Genomic DNA, 19,920 nt, shown 5'->3' with positions numbered 1-19,920 from the left:
ACACAAGCCTTCGGCCAAACATAACCGAGACTCAATTGTGCCCATTATAGGGGCTGACGATTGGGACAATAGTCAGCGGTAGTTGTTCTGAATCTTTCGAAGGTGGACAATTGCCGGCTTCACGTCACCATCAGCGACCTTGAATGGCCTTCCTTGCACTCGGTATCAACCACAAGACTGCTTCAGTAGACGTCCGCGAGCGCGTGGCCTTTACCCCTGAGCAGCTGGTGGAAGCCTTGCAGCAGCTCTGCCGACTGACCGACAGCCGCGAAGCTGCGATCCTCTCGACCTGCAATCGCAGTGAGCTTTATATAGAACAGGATCAGCTTTCTGCCGATATCGTGCTGCGCTGGCTGGCCGACTATCACCATTTAAGCCTTGATGAGCTGCGCGCGAGTGCTTATGTGCATGAAGATGATGCGGCAGTTCGTCACATGATGCGCGTCGCCTCCGGGCTCGACTCGCTGGTGCTCGGCGAACCGCAAATTCTCGGCCAGATGAAATCGGCCTACGCCGTGGCCCGCGAGGCCGGCACCATTGGTCCGCTGCTGGGACGACTGTTTCAAGCCACGTTCAATGCCGCCAAACAGGTGCGCACCGACACGGCGATCGGTGAAAACCCGGTGTCCGTGGCATTTGCCGCGGTCAGCCTGGCGAAACAGATTTTCAGCGATTTGCAGCGTAGTCAGGCTTTGCTGATCGGCGCCGGCGAGACCATTACTTTGGTCGCCCGCCATTTGCACGAGCTGGGGGTCAAGCGCATCGTCGTCGCCAACCGCACGCTGGAACGCGCCAGTCTGTTGGCTGAACAGTTCGGCGCTCACGCGGTGTTGCTCTCGGACATCCCGGCAGAACTGGTGCGCAGCGATATCGTGATCAGTTCGACCGCCAGTCAGTTGCCGATTCTCGGCAAGGGTGCGGTGGAAAGCGCGCTGAAGCTGCGCAAGCACAAGCCGATCTTCATGGTCGACATCGCCGTTCCCCGGGATATCGAGCCGGAAGTCGGCGAGTTGGACGACGTTTACCTCTACAGCGTCGACGATCTCCACGAAGTGGTCGCCGAGAACCTCAAGAGTCGTCAGGGCGCAGCCCAGGCCGCGGAAGAGATGGTTTCGGTCGGCGCCGATGATTTCATGGTGCGCCTGCGCGAACTGGCGGCGGTCGATGTGCTCAAGGCCTATCGTCAACAGAGCGAACGCCTGCGCGACGAAGAGCTGCAAAAAGCCCTGCGTCTGCTGGCCAACGGCGGCAACGCTGAAGACGTGCTCGGACAATTGGCCCGTGGCCTGACCAATAAACTGTTGCACGCGCCCAGTGTGCAATTGAAAAAGCTTTCTGCCGAAGGCCGCCTCGATGCGCTGGCCATGGCCCAGGAACTCTTTGCCCTTGAGGGCTCACCGGATAGCTTTTCGGATAAAAAATCGCAATGAAAGCGTCACTGCTCAATAAGCTGGACATCCTCCAGGACCGTTTCGAGGAACTGACCGCGCTGCTCGGCGACGGCGAAGTCATTGCCGATCAGACCAAATTCCGCGCCTATTCCAAGGAATACGCCGAACTCGAGCCGGTCGTGCAAACCTATAAAAAGCTGCTCAGCGTACAAAGCGATCTTGAAGGCGCCCAGGCGCTGCTCAAGGACAGCGACCCGGACATGCGTGAAATGGCCGTGGAAGAAGTCCGTGAAGCCAAGGAATTGCTGATTACCCTGGAAGGCGATCTGCAACGCATGTTGCTGCCCAAGGATCCGAATGACGGCCGCAACGTCTATCTCGAAATTCGCGCCGGCACTGGTGGCGACGAGGCGGCGATCTTCTCCGGCGACCTGTTCCGCATGTACTCGCGTTACGCCGAACGGCGTGGCTGGCGTGTCGAGATCCTTTCGGCAAACGAAGGCGAACACGGCGGTTATAAAGAAGTCATCGCGCGCATTGAAGGCGACAACGTTTACGGCAAGCTGAAATTCGAATCCGGCGCGCACCGCGTACAGCGTGTACCCGCCACCGAATCCCAGGGCCGTATCCACACCTCGGCCTGCACCGTGGCGGTGTTGCCCGAGCCGGACGAGCGCGAAGCCATCGAGATCAACCCGGCGGATTTGCGCGTCGACACTTACCGCTCCTCCGGGGCCGGTGGTCAGCACGTCAACACCACCGACTCGGCGATCCGCATCACCCACATACCGACCGGCACCGTCGTCGAGTGTCAGGAAGAACGTTCCCAGCACAAGAACCGTGCCCGGGCGATGGCTTGGCTGTCGGCCAAACTCAACGACCAGCAAACCGCCGCGGCGGCCAATGCGATTGCCAGCGAGCGTAAATTGCTGGTGGGTTCCGGTGACCGTTCCGAGCGGATTCGCACCTACAACTTTGCTCAGGGCCGGGTTACCGACCATCGCGTCAACCTGACCCTGTACTCGCTGGATGAAATCCTCGCCGGTGGCGTTGAAGCGGTGATCGAGCCGTTGTTGGCCGAATATCAGGCTGACCAACTCGCTGCGATAGGTGAATAAATGACCATCATTGCCAGCCTGTTGCGCGCTGCCGAATTGCCGGACTCGCCCACCGCGCGTCTGGACGCCGAGTTGCTTCTCGCGGCGGCACTGGGCAAATCACGCAGCTTTCTGCACACCTGGCCCGAGCGCATCGTACCCAGTGAAGCGGCGCTAACCTTTGCTGAATACCTGCAACGCCGCCGTAGCGGTGAACCGGTGGCTTATATTCTCGGGCAGCAGGGCTTCTGGAAACTCGATCTTGAAGTCGCGCCGCACACGCTGATCCCGCGTCCGGACACTGAATTGCTAGTGGAAGCGGCGCTGGAACTGCTGCCCGCGACCCCGGCCAAAGTGCTCGACCTCGGCACCGGCAGCGGCGCAATCGCATTGGCCCTGGCCAGCGAGCGCCCGGCATGGAAAGTCACCGCCGTAGATCGCGTACTCGAAGCCGTGGCTCTCGCCGAACGCAATCGCCAGCGCCTGCATTTGAACAACGCCACCGTGCTGAGCAGCCATTGGTTCAGCGCGCTGGAAGGTCAGCGTTTCCAGTTGATCATCAGCAATCCGCCGTACATCGCTGCGGCCGATCCGCATCTGGTCGAAGGCGATGTGCGCTTCGAGCCGGCGAGTGCGCTGGTGGCCGGTGAAGACGGTCTGGACGATCTGCGTCTGATCGTTGCGCAAGCCCCGGATCATCTGCAAGCAGGTGGCTGGCTGATGCTCGAACACGGCTATGATCAAGCCGAAGCCGTACGCGATTTGTTGCTGACGCGTGGTTTCGCAGAAGTCCACAGCCGCACCGATCTGGGCGGTCATCAACGCATCAGTCTGGGGCGCCTGCCGTGCTGAATGATCAGGAATTGCTGCGCTACAGCCGGCAGATTCTGCTGCAACACATCGACATCGACGGGCAACTGAAGCTCAAGGATAGTCGCGTGCTGATCGTCGGCCTTGGCGGTCTCGGTGCACCGGTTGCCTTGTATCTGGCAGCGGCGGGTGTCGGTGAATTGCATCTGGCGGATTTCGACACGGTCGATCTGACCAACCTGCAACGCCAGATCATCCATGACACCGACAGCGTCGGCATGAGCAAGGTCGACTCGGCGCTCAAGCGTCTGGGTGCGATCAATCCTGAGATCCAACTGATCGCTCACCGTCAGGCGCTGGATGAGGATTCTCTCGCTGCAGCCGTGGCGGCGGTGGATCTGGTGCTCGACTGTTCCGATAATTTTTCCACGCGCGAGGCAGTCAACGCGGCGTGCGTGGCCGCGTGTAAACCGTTGGTCAGCGGCGCGGCGATTCGGCTGGAAGGGCAGTTGTCGGTGTTCGACCCGCGTCGCGCCGAGAGCCCGTGCTACCACTGTTTATACGGGCATGGCAGTGAAGCCGAACTGACTTGCAGTGAGGCCGGTGTGGTCGGGCCTTTGGTGGGGCTGGTCGGCAGCCTGCAAGCGCTCGAGGCCTTGAAGGTTCTGGTCGGTTTCGGTGAGCCGCTGGTGGGCCGCTTGTTGCTGATCGATGCCCTTGGTTCGCGTTTCCGTGAGTTGCGCGTCAAGCGCGATCCGGGTTGCAGTGTCTGTGGTTCGCGCCATGCGTGAAGCGCCGATCGGCGTGTTCGACTCCGGCGTCGGCGGCTTGTCGGTGCTGGCGGAAATCCAGCGTTTGCTGCCTAATGAATCACTGCTCTATGTCGCCGATTGCGGGCACATTCCCTACGGTGAGAAAACCCCTGAATTCATCCGTCAGCGCTGCAGCGTGATGGCCGGGTTTTTCCGTGAGCAGGGCGCCAAGGCGTTGGTGCTGGCCTGCAATACCGCGACGGTCGCAGGCGTTGCCGATTTACGACGTGATTTTCCCGACTGGCCGATTGTCGGTATGGAGCCTGCGGTCAAACCTGCCGCTGCCGCGACCCGCAGCGGTGTGGTCGGCGTGCTCGCCACCACTGGCACGTTGCAGAGCGCCAAGTTCGCCGCGCTGCTTGATCGCTTTGCCACTGACGTTCGCGTGATTACCCAGCCATGCCCCGGCCTCGTCGAGCTGATTGAAAGCGGCGATCTGCACAGCGCCGAGTTGCGCCAGTTGCTGCAAGGGTATGTCGAGCCACTGTTGGCCAGCGGTTGCGACACGATCATTTTGGGCTGCACCCACTATCCCTTTCTCAAGCCGATGCTCAAGTCGATGATCCCAGCGGACATAAGTCTGATCGATACTGGCGCGGCTGTAGCACGGCAACTTCAGCGGCTTTTGGCGGAGCGCGATTTGCTCGCTGGCGGCCCGAACCAGCCGGTCAGATTCTGGACCAGCGCCGATCCTGCGTACTTCAAAAACATCCTGCCGCTACTGGGGCAAAGTGCTGGCGAAGTGCAAAACTTCAGCTTGTAAAAAAATTGTGAAATAACTAAAACTTCAGCTGAACTTCTGAGTAGGCGCTAGCTTCTATAGCGAAGAGTTACCTAGAAAACCAAACGATCGTTCCGGAAAAGGAAGTTTCAACGTGAAGCGACTATTCTGCTTGGCCGCGATTGCGGCCGCATTGATGGGGCAAAGTATTACTGCGCAAGCGGCAGGTGTTGAGTTCGCCGTGGGGGCCACCAGCGACTCGACCATGACGTACCGCCTGGGCATGAATTTCGACTGGGACAAGAGCTGGCTGCAAAGTGACGTCGGTCGCCTGACCGGTTACTGGAGCGGGGCGTACACCTACTGGGAAGGTGACAAGACTTCCAGTAACAACAGCCTGTCGTTCTCGCCGGTATTTGTTTACGAGTTCGCCGGTCAATCGGTCAAACCGTATGTGGAAGCGGGGATCGGCGTCGCGGCGTTCTCCAATACCAAGTACGAATCCAACAACCTCGGCGGTTCTTTCCAGTTTGAAGACCGCTTCGGTTTTGGTCTGCGTTTCAATGGCGGGCATGAAGTCGGGATTCGTGCGACGCACTATTCCAACGCTGGCTTGGCCAGTGACAACGACGGCGTAGAAAGTTACTCGCTGCATTACACGATGCCGTTGTAAGCACGATCAAAAGATCGCAGCCTTCGGCAGCTCCTACAGGTGAAACACATTCCCATGTAGGAGCTGCCGAAGGCTGCGATCTTTTGTTTTTGGGATCACCGGTAAGCCGTGGTGATGCCTTTGCGCTCTTCAATGCACTCGGGCGCGCCCATCTCGAATTCGCGGCAGATCAACGGGCGTTTCTCATAGATCGTGCACATCATGCTGTCGCGATCCAGCGCCGCGCACCAGCCGTCGTCCAGACGCAGCATCACTTCGCCGCCCCACTCATCGGTATCGATAAAGCGATCAGGCACGCCAGTGTCGGTGATCAGCATCACTTCGAGCTGGCAACAGCACGCCGCGCAGGTCGAACAAGTGACCGCCGGTTCCGTGATTTGTTGGTGGGGAATGGTCTTCATGGCCGGCAGTGTAAGGCAGTGGCCGGCATGCGTGTGAAAGGTCTGACAGACGCTCAGTGCGTCAGTCGCCGCGCCATCGTATGCAACAGCGGAAACAGCAGCGCCCAGAGCAGGCCGATACCGATCAGTGTCGGCAGTTCACCATAGGGAAATTGCACGCCGGCTAGCCGCCCGCCGGCGTAGTACGACATTGCGCCACCGACGGCCCCCAGCGAACTCGCCAGCCACCACGGCCGCGCGCTCCAGGCCAGGCAGTGACGCAACGTGGTCGCGAGCAACGCCCAGAGCAGCATCAGCCACAACGGAATCAGCGGCGACAGATCCTGAAACTCGAATACACCCAGCGCGCGCAAAACGCTGTCCACCGCCGTGCCGACAATCACCACGCTCAACACCAGGCGACCCTCAGCCGCCCAACTGCTGATCCAGCGCAGATGAATCACCAGCACCGCCAACGCCAGTAGCAACCACAAACTGTTGCCGCCGAGCACGCAGGTCAGCCAGCCGATCTGGAACAGCACGGCATTGGCGACACGCTCAAGCATCGAAGCGTCCGAGCAGCGGCGCGGTCATCGCCGCCGGTTTGGCCAGCAACAATTGCGCGGTGCCGATGGTGCGTTCGAGGAAGCCACCCTCGCAGTAACACAGGTAGAACTCCCACAGCCGCAGGAAATAATCGTCGTAACCCAACTCGCTCAAACGGCCATGGGCGCGGCGGAAGTTCTCGTGCCACAGGCGCAGGGTGCGGGCGTAGTGCAGGCCGAAATCTTCCATGTGCAACAGGTTCATGTCGGTGTCGCGGCTGACCACTTCGAGCATTTTCTGCACGCAGGGCAGGGCGCCGCCGGGGAAGATGTAACGCTGGATGAAATCGACGCCGCGCTTGGCCTGTTCATAGCGCTGCTCGCGGATGGTGATCGCCTGGATCAGCATCAGACCGTTGCTCTTGAGCAGGTGCGCGCATTGTTTGAAATAGGTCGGCAGGAAGCGGTGACCGACCGCTTCGATCATTTCGATCGACACCAGTTTGTCGTATTCGCCGGTCAGGTCGCGATAGTCCTTGAGGAGCAGCGTGACCTGATCCTGCAAGCCCAGTTGTTCGATGCGTTGCGCGGTAAACGCGTACTGCTCTTTCGACAGCGTCGTGGTGGTGACCCGGCAACCGTAATTCTGGGCGGCGTAAAGCGCCATGCTGCCCCAACCGGTGCCGATCTCCAGCAAATGATCATCGGGTTTGAGCGCAAGCTTCTGGCAGATCCGCTCCAGTTTGTTCAACTGCGCCTGCTCCAGACTGTCTTCGGGCGTCAGGAACTGCGCCGCCGAATACATCATGGTCGGATCAAGAAATTGCTCGAACAGATCGTTGCCGAGGTCGTAGTGCGCGGCGATGTTCTTTTGCGAACCCTTGCGCGTGTTGCGGTTGAGCCAGTGCAGACCTTGCACCAACGGCCGGCCGAGGCGGGCTAGGCCACCCTCCATGGCGTCGAGCACGTCGAGATTGCTGACGAATACGCGTACCACCGCTGTCAGATCCGGCGAACTCCAATAGCCGTGGATAAACGCCTCGCCGGCACCAATCGAACCATTGCCGGCGACCATGCCCCAGACGGCCGCATCCGTCACATGGATTTCCCCCAGCAACGCACTGCCCGGCGTACCGAACATCAGCCGTTCGCCATCCTCGACCACCAGCAATTGCCCGTGTTTGAGTTGAGCCAATTGGCGCAACACGCCACGGCGCAGCAGCGATCCGGTCAAACCGTTGGCGCTGAACCGACTGACCGACAGACTAGAGGATTTCATGGCGCTGCTCCTTGGGAGGCACAGTGGCGGTTTGAAAGCTGCCGTCGGCAGTCTGATGAGCAAAGATCGGTGCGCGTTTGAGCAGCAGTCGCAGCGCTTGCCAGTAAATCGCCAAGGCAGTTTTTGCGGTCATCCACGGAAACCGCCGCAAGTAGCGGTGCAGGCTGCGACGATCGAGACTTTCGCGTTGCAGATTGAGCGTGGCGTCGAACAGTTTGTGCTCGCCTTGCCAGTCGGCCATGTGCACGCCGAGGTTCTGCGCAGCGGGGCTGAAGCTCATGCGGTATTCGAGATCGCGCGGCAAAAACGGCGAAACGTGAAAGGCCTTGTCCACGGCGAAGTGCTGGTGAAAATCCTGCAGATTGGCGGGCGCACGCGCCGGCAGCACATAGTGATAACGCTCGCGCCACGGCGTGTTGGTGACTTCACAGACAATCGCCGCCAGTTGCCCATCGGCTTCATGGCAGTAAAAGAAACTCACCGGATTGAACGACAATCCCCAACTGCGCGCCTGGGTCAGCAGGCAAATCGAGCCTTGCGGTTCGTGGCCGATGGCGATGCCGACCTGCTGACGCACGGCATCGATCAGGCGTATGCCTCGGCCAGTGAATGCCTTGAGATAGTCCGTCTCGCGAAACGAGAAGGGCGCAAAGCGACTGCGTCCGGCCAGCGGCGACAGTGCAAGCACCGCGTCCTGTTCGCTGAGGTCGAGGTAGAGCAAACCGATCCGGTAGCGGAACTCATGGCGGCGCGGCGAGAAGCGCCGATGACCGATCCAGCCGCTGTAGAGGGCGCTGTTCATAAGGTTTCCCCGAACGCGGCGGCCACGCGCAAGGCGCTGACGACACCGTCCTCATGAAAACCATTGGCCCAGTAGGCGCCGCAATAATGCGTGTGTTGCGCGCCATCAAGTTCGCCCCAGCGTTGCTGTGCGGCCGCTGCTGCGAGGCTGAACTGTGGGTGGGCGTAGGTGTAGCGGGCGAGCACTTTGTCCGGGCTGATGCCGGCACTCTGATTGAGGCTGACGCAGAACGTGGTGTCGCTCTGAATGCCCTGCAGAATGTTCATGTCATAGGTGACGGCGGCGTGGGTGTGACCGGCGCCGCTGAGCCGATAATTCCAGCTGGCCCAGGCCAGTTTGCGCGTCGGCAGCAAACGCGTATCGGTGTGCAGCACCACTTCATTGTCGGCGTAGGGCAGGGCACCGAGGATCGCGCGTTCGGCATCGCTGGGGACTGCCAGCAGTTTCAGCGCCTGGTCGCTGTGGCAGGCGAACACCACCCGATCGAAATGCTCAAGGCCTGCCGGGCTGTGGATAACTACGCCATGCACATCGCGATCAACCCGAGTGACGGGGCAATTGAGCCGAATCCTGTCTTTGAACGCTGCCGTCAGCGGCGCGATATAGGCGCTGGAACCGCCTTCGATGACTTGCCACTGCGGACGATCACTGACCGATAACAGGCCATGGTTTTTGAAAAAGCGCACAAAAAACTGCAGCGGAAAGTTGAGCATTTCCGCCATCGGCATCGACCAGATCGCCGAGCCCATCGGCACGATGTAATGCAGGATGAAACGTTCGCCGTAACCGCCGGCCTTGAGGTAGTCGTCGAGGGTGGTGTCGGCGGCGATGCGCAGTTCGACGAGGTCGCGCTGGGCTTCTTTATTGAAGCGCAGAATATCGCGCAACATGCCCCAGAACCCCGGCGACAACAGATTGCTGCGCTGGGCGAACAGGCTGTTGAGGTTGTTGCCGTTGTATTCCAGACCGGTGTCCGGGTCGGTCACCGAGAAGCTCATTTCCGTCGGCTTGAACGCCACGCCGAGCTGGCCGAGCAGTTGGATGAAATTCGGGTAGGTCCAGTCGTTGAAGACGATGAAACCGGTGTCCACGGCATACTGCCGTCCAGCGACCGTAACGTCCACGGTGTGCGTGTGGCCACCGACCCAATCGCCCGCCTCGAACACCGTGATGTCATGGCGACGATTGAGCAGGTAAGCGCAGGTAAGCCCGGCGATGCCGCTGCCGACGATGGCAATTTTCATGTCGGATCCGTCAGTGGAGGCGACTTGCGCACCATGCGCTTGCCGATCGCCAGTTGTACCCGTGCCGGCAGTTTCGACAGCGGCCACAGCGCGGCCATGAACAGCGCCGGAAAGGCGATCTCCAGCGGCCGATCCTTGAGCTTGGCGAAGATGTGCCGCGCGGCTTTATCCACAGGCCAGCTCAACGGCATGGGGAAATCGTTTTTGGCGGTCAGCGGTGTTTCGACAAAACCGGGGCTGACCACGGTGACTTCAATGCCTTCGTCGGCCAGATCGATGCGCAACGACTCGAACAGGTAACGCAAACCGGCCTTCGAGGCACCGTAGGCTTCGGCCCGTGGCAGCGGCAGATAGGTCACCGAACTGGCGACGCCGACCAGGTGCGGCGCAGTGCCTTTGCGCAGCAGCGGCAGTGCGGCCTCGATGCAATAACTGCTGGCGAGCAGGTTGGTGCGCACCACATGTTCGATGATCGATGAGTCGAACTGCTTGGCGTCCACGTATTCGCAGGTGCCGGCGTTGAGAATCACCGAGTCCAGCGAACCCCAGTCCTCGGCGATCTGCTCACCGATTTCGCGCACAGTCTGGCTGTTGGTCAGATCTCCCGGCACGACCAGAACCTGCCCCGGATAGCGTTGCGACAAGACCTTGAGCGGAGCAACCTGACGGGAACTGACTGCCAGGTGCGCACCGGTTTTCAGGATCTCTTCAGCCAGCGCCGCGCCGATGCCACTGCTGGCCCCGGTCAACCAATAACGCCGTGGAGGTGTACGACTCATCCCATTCTCCTTTTCAGCCAGGCAATGACCCGGCCCAATACTGGCAAGTGTTCATACAGCAGCGCCCCGGCATCGAAGTAATCCCGGTGGCGATAAACCTTGTCACGCCAGAGCAGATGCGAGCAGCCGCTGACGCGAATCACGCGGCCATTCGCCAGGCGCGGATGGCGATAGCTCATGACCCAGCGCAAATAGCCTTCGCAGTCGCTGATCTGGTCGAAACCATGAAAGTCGAAACGCAGTTCGCTGACGTTGGCGTATAACTCGCCGAAATAGTCGCGTAACTGCGCCAGACCCTGCACCTCATGCAGCGGGTCGGTGAAGTGAATGTCATCGCTGTACAGCTCGCCCAGGCTTTGCAGGTTGTCTTTGTTCAACGCTGAAAATTGCCGGGCGAAGCGGCGCAGGAATTCACTCATCATCACCTCCTGAAGACGTACGCGAAGGCAGATTCTTGAAGGCTGCCAGCGCCCGTTGCCGCGAGGTGCTGAGGTTGACGATCGGCGACGGGTAGTCGGCGGCGCCGAACAAGCCGCCGAGGTTGGCCGGGTTGTGCACTTCTTTTTTGTTGAGGCCGGCCAGTTCTGGTAGCCAGTGCTTGATGAACAAGCCTTCGCTGTCGAATTTTTCCGATTGGCTCAGCGGATTGAAGATGCGGAAGTACGGCGCCGAATCGGTGCCCGTCGACGAACTCCATTGCCAGCCACCGTTGTTCGCCGCCAGATCGCCATCAATCAAGTGGCGCATGAAAAAGCGTTCGCCTTCGCGCCAGTCGATCAGCAGGTTTTTGGTCAGGAACATCGCCACGATCATGCGCAGGCGATTGTGCATCCAGCCGGTTTCGAGCAATTGGCGCATGGCCGCGTCGATGATCGGCAGACCGGTGCGCGCTTCTTGCCATGCGGCAAGATCGTCCGGCGCATCACGCCAGGCCAGCGCTTCGGTTTCCGGGCGAAATGCACGGTGCCGCGAGACCCGTGGATAGCCGACCAGAATGTGTTTGTAGAACTCACGCCACAGCAACTCGTTGATCCAGGTGACCGCACCGACCTTGCCGCTCTCGAACTCGCCCTGATTACTTTGCAGGGCGGCGTGCAGGCATTGGCGCGGCGAAATCACGCCGGCCGCGAGATACGCCGAGAGCTGACTGGTGCCCGGTTTGGCCGGGAAGTCGCGTTCGCTCTGGTAGTAGTCGATCTGCGCGTCGGTGAAGGTGTCGAGACGGCGCCGGGCTTCGTTTTCGCCGGCGGGCCATAGATCGCGCAAGGTCTGGCTCGGCGTCGAGAAGCCCTTAACCGAGTCGGGAATCGGATCGCTGCTGAGCTCAAGTTTTTCCTGTTTGCCGGGGGCCTTGACCAGCGCCGGCATCGAGCGATGCAGGCGTTCGTAACAGACTTTGCGGAACTGACTGAACACCTTGAAGTAACTCTCGGTCTTGGTCAGCACGCTGCCAGGTTTGAACAGCAACTGGTCGAGATAGCTGTGAAAGGTGATGCCCTCGGCCTTTAGTGTTTCGCCTACCGCTGCATCGCGACGGCTTTCATGAACGCCATATTCTTCATTGGCGTGAACCGCCGCTATCTTCAGCTGCCGGCAGAGTTTGAGCAGTTCTGCCGGGGCTTGATCCCAATGGCTTGCAGTGCGAATCAGCAACGGGATATTCAGTTGGTCAAGGCTGGCGCTCAACTCACGCAGGTTGCGCAACCAGAAGTCGACCTTGCACGGCGCATCGTCATGTTCCAGCCACTGCTGCGGGCTCAACAGGTACACGGCGACCGTCGGGCCGCGCGCTGCGGCGGCCGCGAGGGCGGTGTTGTCATGTTGGCGCAAGTCGCTGCGCAGCCAGATCAATTGCATGTCGGAACTCACTGCGTCCATTAGATCAGCCCACGCTGAACGAGCACCTGGTGCGCCAGCAGCGCGTCTTCAGCCAGGAACACATCAGCCATCTCGGAAGTTCTTACGGACAACTCGGCGTGGTGGATGCATACCGTTGGTCCGACCAGCATTTTCGGGCAACTGACTCCGTTCAATAGTTTCGGCAACTGCGCAAGGTTCATGGCTTTGCTGGAATACAGCAGTACGCCACGGGCTTGCAGATGTTCGACCGCCAGCGCCAGTTCGGCGGCAGGCAGCGGCCAGTCAAACACTTGCACCGGACAATCAGCGCTACTGATCAGCCACGCGCACAGCCACAGATGAGGTTCCAGTGGCAGGTCGGAATGATTGATCAATAGCAGCGGGGCGCCATGCAACTGACGATTGTTATGGTAGATGCGTGTGCCGAATTTGCTGCGTAACCACGAATAAAAGAACACCCGCTCCATCTGTGCGCCGAACTGGCCTTGCCAGCGCTGCTCCAGTTCCGCCAGCAGCGGCATCAGCAATTGCTCGCACAATGTGCGTGGCGGGTAGAGCGCCATGGCCTGATTGACACTGTCGTCGAGGCTGCGTTCATTGAGTTGCGTGACGGCCGTCAGCAGTGTCTGGCGCAACCGCTGCCAGTCGTTTTCCACGGTTTCGCTGAACGCCTGTGGTGTGTCGAGCAGAGGTTTGACCTGGCTGACCGCGACGCCACGGTTGAGCCAGGTAAGGATGGTCAGAATCCGCTGCACATGTTCGGCCGAATACAGCCGGTGGCCCTTGGGCGTGCGTTGCGGCACGACCAGCCCGTAGCGGCGTTCCCACGCACGCAGGGTAATCGCGTTGACGCCGGTCTGCCGGGCGACTTCGCGGATCGGCAGCCAGCCCTCGTCGAGGGCTTTTTTAAAATCAGCGCCAAGGTCTTCCTGGGCGCTGGTATCCATTTTGTCGTTCATTAGATAGCGTTTCGCAGGCTGAGGTTTTCCGGGTGCGGTTGCAGGTAAACCTGTTGCGCGATGTACGAATCCGGATGGAGGCGAAAGTGGTGCTTGAGCAGCGTCAACGGCACCACCAGCGGCACGATGCCCTGGCGGTACTGGCCGATGACGTGTTGCATTTCCTGTTTGTCTTCGGCGCTGATTGCCTGTTTCAGATAACCGCTGATGTGCAGCAAAACATTGCAGTGCGTGCCACGGGTGGCGCATTTCTTCAATGCCGCCATCAGTTCGCTGAAATAGCGCGGGCCGAGTTCGGCGGGATCGGTGTCGGCCATGTTGCCGAGCATTTTGCCCAGCGCTTTGTATTGCGGCGGATTGTGCGCCATCAGCAAATATTTATAGCGCGAATGGAATTCGGTGAGGGCGCGACGACTCAGGCCACCGGCAAGGACGTGTTGCCATTCGCTGTAGGCGAACACGCGGGTGATGAAGTTCTCGCGCAGCACCGGATCGTTGAGTCGCCCGGCTTCTTCCACCGGCAAATCCGGATGGCGCGCGCAGAACGCCTGGGCGTAAATACCGCGCCCGCCGCCGTTAATCGGGGCACCGTTGGTGTGGTAGACCTTGACCCGTTCGAGGCCGCAGGACGGCGATTGCTGCATGAAGATGTAGCCGCAGATGTCATCAAGCTCGGCGGCCATTTTCGTGCCGTACTCGGCCAATGGCTGGGTGACGTTGATCGCCGGGTTGACCGTGCCGACCGCTTGCGGATGCTCGGCCTCGCCAACGAGGCGGATCGGTTCGCGCGGGATGCCCAGGCCGATGGCGACTTCAGGGCATACCGGGACAAAATCGAAATGCTCGGTGAGGGTGCGGCTGCACAGTCGCGATTCCTTGTGCCCACCGTTGAAGCGCACCTCGGCACCCAGCAGGCAGGCGCTGATGGCGATTTTTGGCTTGGCTACGCAAGTATCTGACATGGGCACCTCGAATCTATACCTGTACAGAGGTAGATCTCTGTACAACTTTCGTCAGCATAGATTCATGGATGTACAAGTCAAATTATTTGTACAACTTTCTGTAGGAGCAGCTGCCGAAGGCTGCGATCTTTTGATGTTGTGGTTGTAAAGCAAAATCAAAAGATCGCAGCCTTCGGCAGCTCCTACATGAGCCAACCGATTTTCCAGTGAGTGCTGTTTTGTAGCGCTTGCCAATCGAGTCGTTCGGCACGCTTGGTCAACACCGCCTGCAATTCGACTTCCAGCACCGTACCTTCCTCATCTCGGAACAGTTCGGTCACCAGAAAATGTTTTTCACGATTCAGCGGTTGAGCTGCTGTCCATTTCGACAGCAGCAATTTTTGCGGATTGATGCGGTTCATTGCAGGTGTTCGTGCAAGCGTCGCGCAGCTTCCTGGCCACTGAGCCAAGCGCCTTCGACGCGCCCGGACAGGCACCAGTCGCCGCAAGCGTAGAGGCCCAGATCGGCATCGGCCAGCGTGCCCCATTCGTGGCCCGTCGCGGGTCGCGCATAGAGCCAGCGGTGGGCGAGGCTGAAGGTCGGCGCGGGCATGGCGCTGTGCAGCAGTTCGGCAAAGGCACCGTGCAGTTGCTCGATCACCGCTTCCTTGGACAAGTCGATGTGTTGCCGGCTCCACGCGCTGGTGGCATGCAGCACCCACGTGTCGAGGGTGTTGTCGCGCCCCGGTTTACTGCGGTTTCGCGCCAACCAGTCGAGCGGGCTGTCCTGCACAAAGCAACCTTCGATCGGCGTATCCAGTGGTGTTTCGAAAGCGAGGGCGACGGCCCAGGTCGGGTCCATTTTCACCCCGGCGGCGGCCCCGGCAAGTTTCGGTGCGGCGGCCAGCAGGGCAGTCGCTTGCGGTGCTGGCGTGGCGATCACGACATGACTGAACGGCCCGTGCGTGAAACCTTCGGCGTCCTGCAAGTGCCAATGTTCTTCACCGCGATAGACCTCGGTAATCCGGCAGGCAAAGTGCACTTCCAGACCGTCAAGCAAGCCACGAGTAATGGCGCTCATACGCGGCGCACCGACCCATCGGGTCTGCTCGTCCGGCGACAGGTTCAGTTGCCCGCCCTGATAGGTGTAGAGCTGTGGCGTCCACTCGGCGACCCAACCCTGGCTTTGCCAGCGCTGCACTTCGGTGACGAAGCGGCGGTCGCGGGCAGTGAAATATTGCGCGCCCATGTCCAGCGAGCCAGCGTCACTGCGCTTGCTCGACATACGCCCGCCGCTGCCGCGACTTTTGTCGAATAATTGAACGGTGTGCCCGCTCTCTGTCAGAGCCTGGGCGGCGGAGAGCCCGGCGATGCCGGTGCCGATGATTGCGATAGGTACAGTCATAGGGGCCTCGTTTACCTTTCTGTACAGACTACGCCGTGGATGAAACCTGTACAATTTTGTTTTTTGGTATAACTTCTAGCGTTCTCGTTCTGACAGCTTGGCCTATGGTTAAACAATAGAGCCTGCCCGATAGAAAAGATCCCTGCTTATAAAAATAGACTAGTGATCCGGGTTAAACGCCACGCGAGGAAGATGTCATGCACATATTGCTGACCGGCGGTACTGGTTTGATAGGACGTCAGCTCTGCCGACACTGGTTGGGGCAGGGACATCGCTTGACGGTGTGGAGCCGCAAGCCGGAGAGAGTCGCGAAAATCTGTGGTGCGCAGGTACGTGGTATTGCGCGCCTGGAAGACCTCGGCGAAGAGTCGGTCGACGCGATCATCAATCTGGCCGGTGCGCCGATTGCCGATCGGCCGTGGACCCATCGACGCAAAGCGTTGCTGTGGAGCAGCCGCATCACCCTGACCGAAACCCTGTTGGCCTGGCTGGAAACGCGATCACAAAAACCGGCGTTGCTGATCTCCGGGTCGGCGATCGGCTGGTACGGCGACGGCGGTGAGCGCGAACTGACGGAAGATTCGCCGCCGGTGATCGATGATTTCGCCAGCCAGTTGTGCATCGCCTGGGAAGAAACCGCGCAACGTGCCGAAGCGCAGGGAATCCGCGTGGTGCTGGTGCGAACGGGTCTGGTGCTGTCGGCCGAGGGCGGCTTTTTGTCGCGCTTGCTGTTGCCCTTCAAGCTCGGGCTGGGTGGGCCTTTGGGCAATGGTCGGCAGTGGATGCCGTGGATTCATATCAACGATCAAATCGCCCTGATTGATTTTCTTCTGCATCGTGATCAGGCCAGTGGTCCTTATAATGCGTGCGCGCCGCAACCTGTGCGCAATCGCGAATTTGCCAAGACGCTGGGCAGCGTTCTGCACCGCCCGGCGTTCATGCCGATGCCGACGCTGGCACTGAAAGTCGGCCTCGGCGAAATGTCTTTGTTGTTGCTCGGCGGCCAGAAGGCCCTGCCGGCACGCTTGCTGGAAGCGGGTTTCACTTTCCAGTTCACGGATTTACGCGCGGCCCTGGACGATCTCTCCAGCCGCCTCTGAAATAGGACGTTGCATGACCGATCACGCTTTGCTTCTGGTCAACCTGGGTTCCCCGGCCTCAACCTCAGTGGCCGATGTACGCAGCTACCTCAACCAATTCCTGATGGACCCGTACGTGATCGACCTGCCGTGGCCGGTGCGGCGTTTGCTGGTGTCGCTGATCCTCGTCAAGCGCCCGGAACAATCGGCCCACGCTTACGCCTCGATCTGGTGGGAGGAGGGCTCACCGCTGGTGGTGCTCAGCCGTCGTCTGCAACAGCAGATGACCGCACAGTGGAATCACGGCCCGGTGGAACTGGCGATGCGTTACGGCGAGCCGTCGATTGAAACCTGTTTGCTCAAGCTGGTGGCGGCGGGGCACAAGCGCATCACGCTGGCGCCGCTGTATCCGCAGTTCGCTGACAGCACTACGGCCACGGTGATCGAAGAAGCCAAACGGGTGATTCGCCAGAAGAAGCTCGACGTGCAATTGTCGGTGCTGCAGCCGTTCTACGATCAGCCGGAATACCTCGATGCGCTGGTTGAAAGCGCCCGGCCACATTTGCAGCAGGATTACGATCACTTGCTGCTGAGCTTCCACGGTCTGCCTGAGCGGCACCTGACCAAACTCGATCCGACCGGCAATCATTGTTTCAAGAATGACGACTGCTGCAAGAACGCTTCGCCTGCAGTATTGGCGACCTGTTATCGCGCGCAATGCCTGCGGACCGCGGCGTTGTTTGCTGCGCGCATGGGCCTGCCGGATGGCAAATGGTCGGTGTCGTTTCAGTCGCGTCTGGGTCGGGCCAAGTGGATCGAGCCGTACACCGAAGCGCGGCTGGATGAACTGGCGAAAAGCGGCGTGAAGAAAATACTGGTGATGTGCCCGGCGTTTGTCGCCGATTGCATCGAGACGCTGGAAGAGATTGGTGATCGCGGCAAGGAACAGTTCCGCGAAGCGGGGGGCGAAGAGTTGGTGCTGGTGCCGTGCCTGAATGATGACACACATTGGGCGAAAGCCTTGGCGACTCTCTGCGAAAGAGCACCGCTGGCGCTCTGAAAGCGAATCGCGAGCAGGCTCACTCCCACATGATCGTTCCCACGCAGAGCGTGGGAACGATCAGATCTAAGGGGTTAGATCAGCGGCTCATCCGCCTTCTTGTTCTTCCAGCCATCATTGCCCGGCAGAATCAGGTTCAGCGCAATCGCCACCACCGCGCACAGCGCGATGCCTTTGAGGCCGAAATCATCCGGGCCAGTGCCGGTGCCGACCAGCACACCGCCAATGCCGAACACCAGCGTCACCGACACAATGACCAGATTTCGCGCTTCGCCCAGATCGATCTTGTGACGGATCAGGGTGTTCATCCCCACGGCCGCAATCGATCCGAACAGCAGGCACAGAATCCCGCCCATCACCGGCACCGGAATGCTTTGCAGCAGCGCGCCGAACTTGCCGATGAACGCCAGGCTGATGGCGAAGATCGCCGCCCAGGTCATGATTTTCGGGTTGTAGTTCTTGGTCAGCATCACCGCGCCCGTTACTTCGGCGTAGGTGGTGTTTGGTGGGCCGCCGAACAGGCCGGCTGCGGTGGTGGCAATGCCGTCACCGAGCAGGGTGCGATGCAGGCCCGGCTTCTTCAGATAGTCGCGACCGGTCACGCTACCGACGGCAATCACGCCACCGATGTGCTCAATGGCCGGGGCCAATGCCACCGGAACAATGAACAGAATCGCCTGCCAGTTAAACTCCGGCGCGGTGAAATGCGGAATCGCAAACCAGGGCGCTGCGGCAATCTTCGCGGTATCAACGACACCGAAGTAGAACGCCATGGCAAAACCGACCAGCACGCCGGAAATAATCGGCACCAGACGGAAGATGCCTTTACCGAACACCGCCACGATCAACGTGGTCAGCAATGCCGGCATCGAGATCATCATCGCGGTCTGGTAGTGGATCAGTTCGGAACCGTCGCCAGCCTTGCCCATTGCCATGTTTGCGGCAATCGGTGCCATGGCCAGGCCGATGGAAATGATCACCGGACCAATCACCACCGGTGGCAGCAGACGGTCGATAAAGCCCGTGCCTTTGATCTTCACGGCAAGGCCGAGGAAGGTGTAGACGAAACCGGCTGCCATCACTCCGCCCATGGTCGCGGCGAGGCCGAACTGGCCCTTGGCGAGAATGATCGGGGTGATGAAAGCGAAGCTCGACGCCAGAAACACCGGCACCTGACGCCCGGTGACGATCTGGAACAGGATCGTCCCAAGACCTGCGGTAAACAGTGCCACGTTCGGGTCAAGGCCCGTGATCAGCGGCATCAGCACCAAAGCGCCGAAAGCCACGAACAGCATCTGGGCGCCGGACAGCACCGTGCGCCAGAGCGGATCGTTGAACTCTTGCTGCATGGTCACGCGTCCTTCTGCTTGGTGCCGAAGATCTTGTCACCGGCGTCGCCAAGTCCAGGAATGATGTAACCGTGCTCGTTCAAGCGCTCATCAATGGACGCGGTGTAGATGGTCACGTCCGGGTGAGCTTTTTCGACTGCTGCGATACCTTCCGGCGCGGCAACCAGCACCATCGCGCGGATGTCTTTGCAACCAGCCTTTTTCAACAGGTCGATGGTCGCAACCATCGAGCTGCCAGTGGCGAGCATCGGGTCGATGATCATCGCCAACCGTTCGTCGATTTCCGGAACCAGTTTTTCCAGATAGGTGTGCGCTTGCAGGGTTTCTTCGTTGCGGGCGACACCCACAGCGGAAACCTTGGCACCCGGGATCAGGCTCAGCACGCCTTCGAGCATGCCGATGCCGGCGCGCAGGATCGGCACGACAGTGATCTTCTTGCCGGCGATTTTCTCGACCGACACGGTGCCGCACCAGCCTGCAATATCGTAGGACTCCAGCGGCAAATCTTTTGTAGCTTCATAGGTCAACAGGGCGCCGACTTCCTGAGCGAGCTCACGGAAGTTCTTGGTGCTGATATCGGCGCGGCGCATCAGGCCGAGTTTATGACGGATCAGCGGATGGCGGATCTCGAGGATGGGCATGGAAAAACTCCGGCGGCGGGCAAAAAAACCGGCCTAGATTAATCTATCCGAGGGTGATGTCCTATAGGACATTCTGTACGTTAGTCCATAAAG

At 59.9% G+C, this 19,920-nt stretch carries 22 protein-coding genes; 8 read left to right on the top strand and 14 right to left on the bottom strand.

All coding sequences use genetic code 11. The annotated features are described in order from the left end of the window. Nucleotides 1–143: 143 nt before the first annotated feature. The 6 genes from hemA to AC3IUF_RS24935 all read left to right on the top strand — a co-directional run bounded on the left by hemA (nucleotide 144) and on the right by AC3IUF_RS24935 (nucleotide 5,504). The gene (gene hemA, locus AC3IUF_RS24960; RefSeq protein ID WP_007912890.1) at nucleotides 144–1,430 is read left to right on the top strand and encodes a glutamyl-tRNA reductase; all 1,287 of its coding nucleotides are present in this window, start codon (nucleotides 144–146) and stop codon (nucleotides 1,428–1,430) included. Then, on the top strand, nucleotides 1,427–2,509 hold the full coding sequence (gene prfA, locus AC3IUF_RS24955; RefSeq protein WP_095114376.1) for a peptide chain release factor 1: 1,083 nt from the start codon (nucleotides 1,427–1,429) through the stop codon (nucleotides 2,507–2,509). The genes hemA and prfA overlap by 4 nt, the downstream gene beginning before the upstream one ends. Further along, nucleotides 2,510–3,340, top strand: coding sequence for a peptide chain release factor N(5)-glutamine methyltransferase (gene prmC, locus AC3IUF_RS24950; RefSeq protein WP_489279584.1), 831 nt, complete (start codon nucleotides 2,510–2,512; stop codon nucleotides 3,338–3,340). Next, nucleotides 3,334–4,089, top strand: a complete 756-nt coding sequence (locus AC3IUF_RS24945) for a molybdopterin-synthase adenylyltransferase MoeB (protein ID WP_007912884.1) — start codon at nucleotides 3,334–3,336, stop codon at nucleotides 4,087–4,089. Before prmC ends, AC3IUF_RS24945 begins: the two co-directional genes overlap by 7 nt. Continuing rightward, complete coding sequence (murI, locus tag AC3IUF_RS24940) at nucleotides 4,082–4,873, top strand: glutamate racemase (protein WP_095114378.1); 792 nt, start codon at nucleotides 4,082–4,084, stop codon at nucleotides 4,871–4,873. The genes AC3IUF_RS24945 and murI overlap by 8 nt, the downstream gene beginning before the upstream one ends. A 112-nt stretch (nucleotides 4,874–4,985) precedes the next feature. After that, nucleotides 4,986–5,504 (top strand): acyloxyacyl hydrolase, encoded by a 519-nt coding sequence (locus AC3IUF_RS24935; RefSeq protein ID WP_095114379.1) that lies wholly within the window; start codon nucleotides 4,986–4,988, stop codon nucleotides 5,502–5,504. 95 nt (nucleotides 5,505–5,599) lie between these two features. Here AC3IUF_RS24935 and AC3IUF_RS24930 read toward each other — a convergent pair whose 3' ends face one another. The 12 genes from AC3IUF_RS24930 to AC3IUF_RS24875 all read right to left on the bottom strand — a co-directional run bounded on the left by AC3IUF_RS24930 (nucleotide 5,600) and on the right by AC3IUF_RS24875 (nucleotide 15,698). Next, nucleotides 5,600–5,905: a YkgJ family cysteine cluster protein gene (locus AC3IUF_RS24930; protein ID WP_007912865.1), complete on the bottom strand. Its 306-nt coding sequence runs from the start codon at nucleotides 5,903–5,905 to the stop codon at nucleotides 5,600–5,602. 53 nt (nucleotides 5,906–5,958) lie between these two features. Next, nucleotides 5,959–6,450 (bottom strand): DUF2878 domain-containing protein, encoded by a 492-nt coding sequence (locus AC3IUF_RS24925; RefSeq protein WP_007912864.1) that lies wholly within the window; start codon nucleotides 6,448–6,450, stop codon nucleotides 5,959–5,961. Then, complete coding sequence (locus AC3IUF_RS24920; RefSeq protein ID WP_007912863.1) at nucleotides 6,443–7,708, bottom strand: SAM-dependent methyltransferase; 1,266 nt, start codon at nucleotides 7,706–7,708, stop codon at nucleotides 6,443–6,445. The genes AC3IUF_RS24925 and AC3IUF_RS24920 overlap by 8 nt, the downstream gene beginning before the upstream one ends. Then, nucleotides 7,695–8,510, bottom strand: a complete 816-nt coding sequence (locus tag AC3IUF_RS24915) for a DUF1365 domain-containing protein (RefSeq protein WP_489279583.1) — start codon at nucleotides 8,508–8,510, stop codon at nucleotides 7,695–7,697. Before AC3IUF_RS24915 ends, AC3IUF_RS24920 begins: the two co-directional genes overlap by 14 nt. Continuing rightward, nucleotides 8,507–9,754, bottom strand: coding sequence for an NAD(P)/FAD-dependent oxidoreductase (locus AC3IUF_RS24910; RefSeq protein WP_489279582.1), 1,248 nt, complete (start codon nucleotides 9,752–9,754; stop codon nucleotides 8,507–8,509). Before AC3IUF_RS24910 ends, AC3IUF_RS24915 begins: the two co-directional genes overlap by 4 nt. Continuing rightward, nucleotides 9,751–10,533, bottom strand: coding sequence for an SDR family NAD(P)-dependent oxidoreductase (locus AC3IUF_RS24905; RefSeq protein ID WP_007912854.1), 783 nt, complete (start codon nucleotides 10,531–10,533; stop codon nucleotides 9,751–9,753). Before AC3IUF_RS24905 ends, AC3IUF_RS24910 begins: the two co-directional genes overlap by 4 nt. Further along, nucleotides 10,530–10,952 (bottom strand): nuclear transport factor 2 family protein, encoded by a 423-nt coding sequence (locus AC3IUF_RS24900; RefSeq protein ID WP_007912852.1) that lies wholly within the window; start codon nucleotides 10,950–10,952, stop codon nucleotides 10,530–10,532. Before AC3IUF_RS24900 ends, AC3IUF_RS24905 begins: the two co-directional genes overlap by 4 nt. After that, nucleotides 10,945–12,390, bottom strand: coding sequence for a deoxyribodipyrimidine photo-lyase (gene phrB, locus AC3IUF_RS24895; protein ID WP_489279580.1), 1,446 nt, complete (start codon nucleotides 12,388–12,390; stop codon nucleotides 10,945–10,947). The genes AC3IUF_RS24900 and phrB overlap by 8 nt, the downstream gene beginning before the upstream one ends. A gap of 20 nt (nucleotides 12,391–12,410) precedes the next feature. Continuing rightward, nucleotides 12,411–13,352, bottom strand: a complete 942-nt coding sequence (locus tag AC3IUF_RS24890; protein WP_489279578.1) for a MerR family transcriptional regulator — start codon at nucleotides 13,350–13,352, stop codon at nucleotides 12,411–12,413. Continuing rightward, entirely contained in the window at nucleotides 13,352–14,314 is a 963-nt protein-coding gene (locus AC3IUF_RS24885; protein ID WP_095114383.1) for a YbgA family protein, read from the bottom strand. Before AC3IUF_RS24885 ends, AC3IUF_RS24890 begins: the two co-directional genes overlap by 1 nt. A 182-nt stretch (nucleotides 14,315–14,496) precedes the next feature. After that, nucleotides 14,497–14,715 carry a TIGR02450 family Trp-rich protein gene (locus AC3IUF_RS24880; RefSeq protein WP_095114384.1) on the bottom strand — a complete coding sequence of 73 codons (219 nt, stop codon included), beginning with the start codon at nucleotides 14,713–14,715 and terminating at the stop codon, nucleotides 14,497–14,499. Continuing rightward, nucleotides 14,712–15,698, bottom strand: a complete 987-nt coding sequence (locus tag AC3IUF_RS24875) for an NAD(P)/FAD-dependent oxidoreductase (protein ID WP_007912846.1) — start codon at nucleotides 15,696–15,698, stop codon at nucleotides 14,712–14,714. Before AC3IUF_RS24875 ends, AC3IUF_RS24880 begins: the two co-directional genes overlap by 4 nt. Before the next feature lie 197 nt (nucleotides 15,699–15,895). Between AC3IUF_RS24875 and AC3IUF_RS24870 the strand changes: the two genes are divergently transcribed. Next, complete coding sequence (locus tag AC3IUF_RS24870; RefSeq protein WP_489279576.1) at nucleotides 15,896–16,798, top strand: TIGR01777 family oxidoreductase; 903 nt, start codon at nucleotides 15,896–15,898, stop codon at nucleotides 16,796–16,798. 13 nt (nucleotides 16,799–16,811) lie between these two features. Next, on the top strand, nucleotides 16,812–17,837 hold the full coding sequence (hemH, locus tag AC3IUF_RS24865; RefSeq protein WP_489279575.1) for a ferrochelatase: 1,026 nt from the start codon (nucleotides 16,812–16,814) through the stop codon (nucleotides 17,835–17,837). 74 nt (nucleotides 17,838–17,911) lie between these two features. Here the strand turns inward: hemH and AC3IUF_RS24860 are convergent, their stop codons facing one another. Then, nucleotides 17,912–19,186, bottom strand: coding sequence for a uracil-xanthine permease family protein (locus AC3IUF_RS24860; RefSeq protein ID WP_007912843.1), 1,275 nt, complete (start codon nucleotides 19,184–19,186; stop codon nucleotides 17,912–17,914). A gap of 2 nt (nucleotides 19,187–19,188) precedes the next feature. Further along, the gene (gene upp / locus AC3IUF_RS24855; RefSeq protein WP_007912842.1) at nucleotides 19,189–19,827 is read right to left on the bottom strand and encodes a uracil phosphoribosyltransferase; all 639 of its coding nucleotides are present in this window, start codon (nucleotides 19,825–19,827) and stop codon (nucleotides 19,189–19,191) included. Between the last annotated feature and the right edge of the window lie 93 nt (nucleotides 19,828–19,920).

Source organism: Pseudomonas sp. KH_040, from assembly GCF_057839305.1.
Note: the sequence above shows the minus strand (reverse complement) of the source record. Positions and strands in the feature narration are given on the sequence as shown.

Excerpts from the sequence above, each read along its gene's own strand:
- AC3IUF_RS24910 (WP_489279582.1), bottom strand. The coding sequence starts at position 9,754 with ATGAAAATTGCCATCGTCGGCAGCGGCATCGCCGGGCTTACCTGCGCT.
- AC3IUF_RS24870 (WP_489279576.1), top strand. The coding sequence starts at position 15,896 with ATGCACATATTGCTGACCGGCGGTACTGGTTTGATAGGACGTCAGCTC.
- AC3IUF_RS24925 (WP_007912864.1), bottom strand. The coding sequence starts at position 6,450 with ATGCTTGAGCGTGTCGCCAATGCCGTGCTGTTCCAGATCGGCTGGCTG.
- AC3IUF_RS24860 (WP_007912843.1), bottom strand. The coding sequence starts at position 19,186 with ATGCAGCAAGAGTTCAACGATCCGCTCTGGCGCACGGTGCTGTCCGGC.
- hemH (WP_489279575.1), top strand. The coding sequence starts at position 16,812 with ATGACCGATCACGCTTTGCTTCTGGTCAACCTGGGTTCCCCGGCCTCA.
- upp (WP_007912842.1), bottom strand. The coding sequence starts at position 19,827 with ATGCCCATCCTCGAGATCCGCCATCCGCTGATCCGTCATAAACTCGGC.
- murI (WP_095114378.1), top strand. The coding sequence starts at position 4,082 with ATGCGTGAAGCGCCGATCGGCGTGTTCGACTCCGGCGTCGGCGGCTTG.
- AC3IUF_RS24905 (WP_007912854.1), bottom strand. The coding sequence starts at position 10,533 with ATGAGTCGTACACCTCCACGGCGTTATTGGTTGACCGGGGCCAGCAGT.
- AC3IUF_RS24880 (WP_095114384.1), bottom strand. The coding sequence starts at position 14,715 with ATGAACCGCATCAATCCGCAAAAATTGCTGCTGTCGAAATGGACAGCA.
- AC3IUF_RS24920 (WP_007912863.1), bottom strand. The coding sequence starts at position 7,708 with ATGAAATCCTCTAGTCTGTCGGTCAGTCGGTTCAGCGCCAACGGTTTG.
- AC3IUF_RS24900 (WP_007912852.1), bottom strand. The coding sequence starts at position 10,952 with ATGAGTGAATTCCTGCGCCGCTTCGCCCGGCAATTTTCAGCGTTGAAC.
- AC3IUF_RS24930 (WP_007912865.1), bottom strand. The coding sequence starts at position 5,905 with ATGAAGACCATTCCCCACCAACAAATCACGGAACCGGCGGTCACTTGT.
- AC3IUF_RS24890 (WP_489279578.1), bottom strand. The coding sequence starts at position 13,352 with ATGAACGACAAAATGGATACCAGCGCCCAGGAAGACCTTGGCGCTGAT.
- AC3IUF_RS24875 (WP_007912846.1), bottom strand. The coding sequence starts at position 15,698 with ATGACTGTACCTATCGCAATCATCGGCACCGGCATCGCCGGGCTCTCC.
- AC3IUF_RS24885 (WP_095114383.1), bottom strand. The coding sequence starts at position 14,314 with ATGTCAGATACTTGCGTAGCCAAGCCAAAAATCGCCATCAGCGCCTGC.
- prmC (WP_489279584.1), top strand. The coding sequence starts at position 2,510 with ATGACCATCATTGCCAGCCTGTTGCGCGCTGCCGAATTGCCGGACTCG.
- phrB (WP_489279580.1), bottom strand. The coding sequence starts at position 12,390 with ATGCAATTGATCTGGCTGCGCAGCGACTTGCGCCAACATGACAACACC.
- prfA (WP_095114376.1), top strand. The coding sequence starts at position 1,427 with ATGAAAGCGTCACTGCTCAATAAGCTGGACATCCTCCAGGACCGTTTC.
- hemA (WP_007912890.1), top strand. The coding sequence starts at position 144 with ATGGCCTTCCTTGCACTCGGTATCAACCACAAGACTGCTTCAGTAGAC.
- AC3IUF_RS24915 (WP_489279583.1), bottom strand. The coding sequence starts at position 8,510 with ATGAACAGCGCCCTCTACAGCGGCTGGATCGGTCATCGGCGCTTCTCG.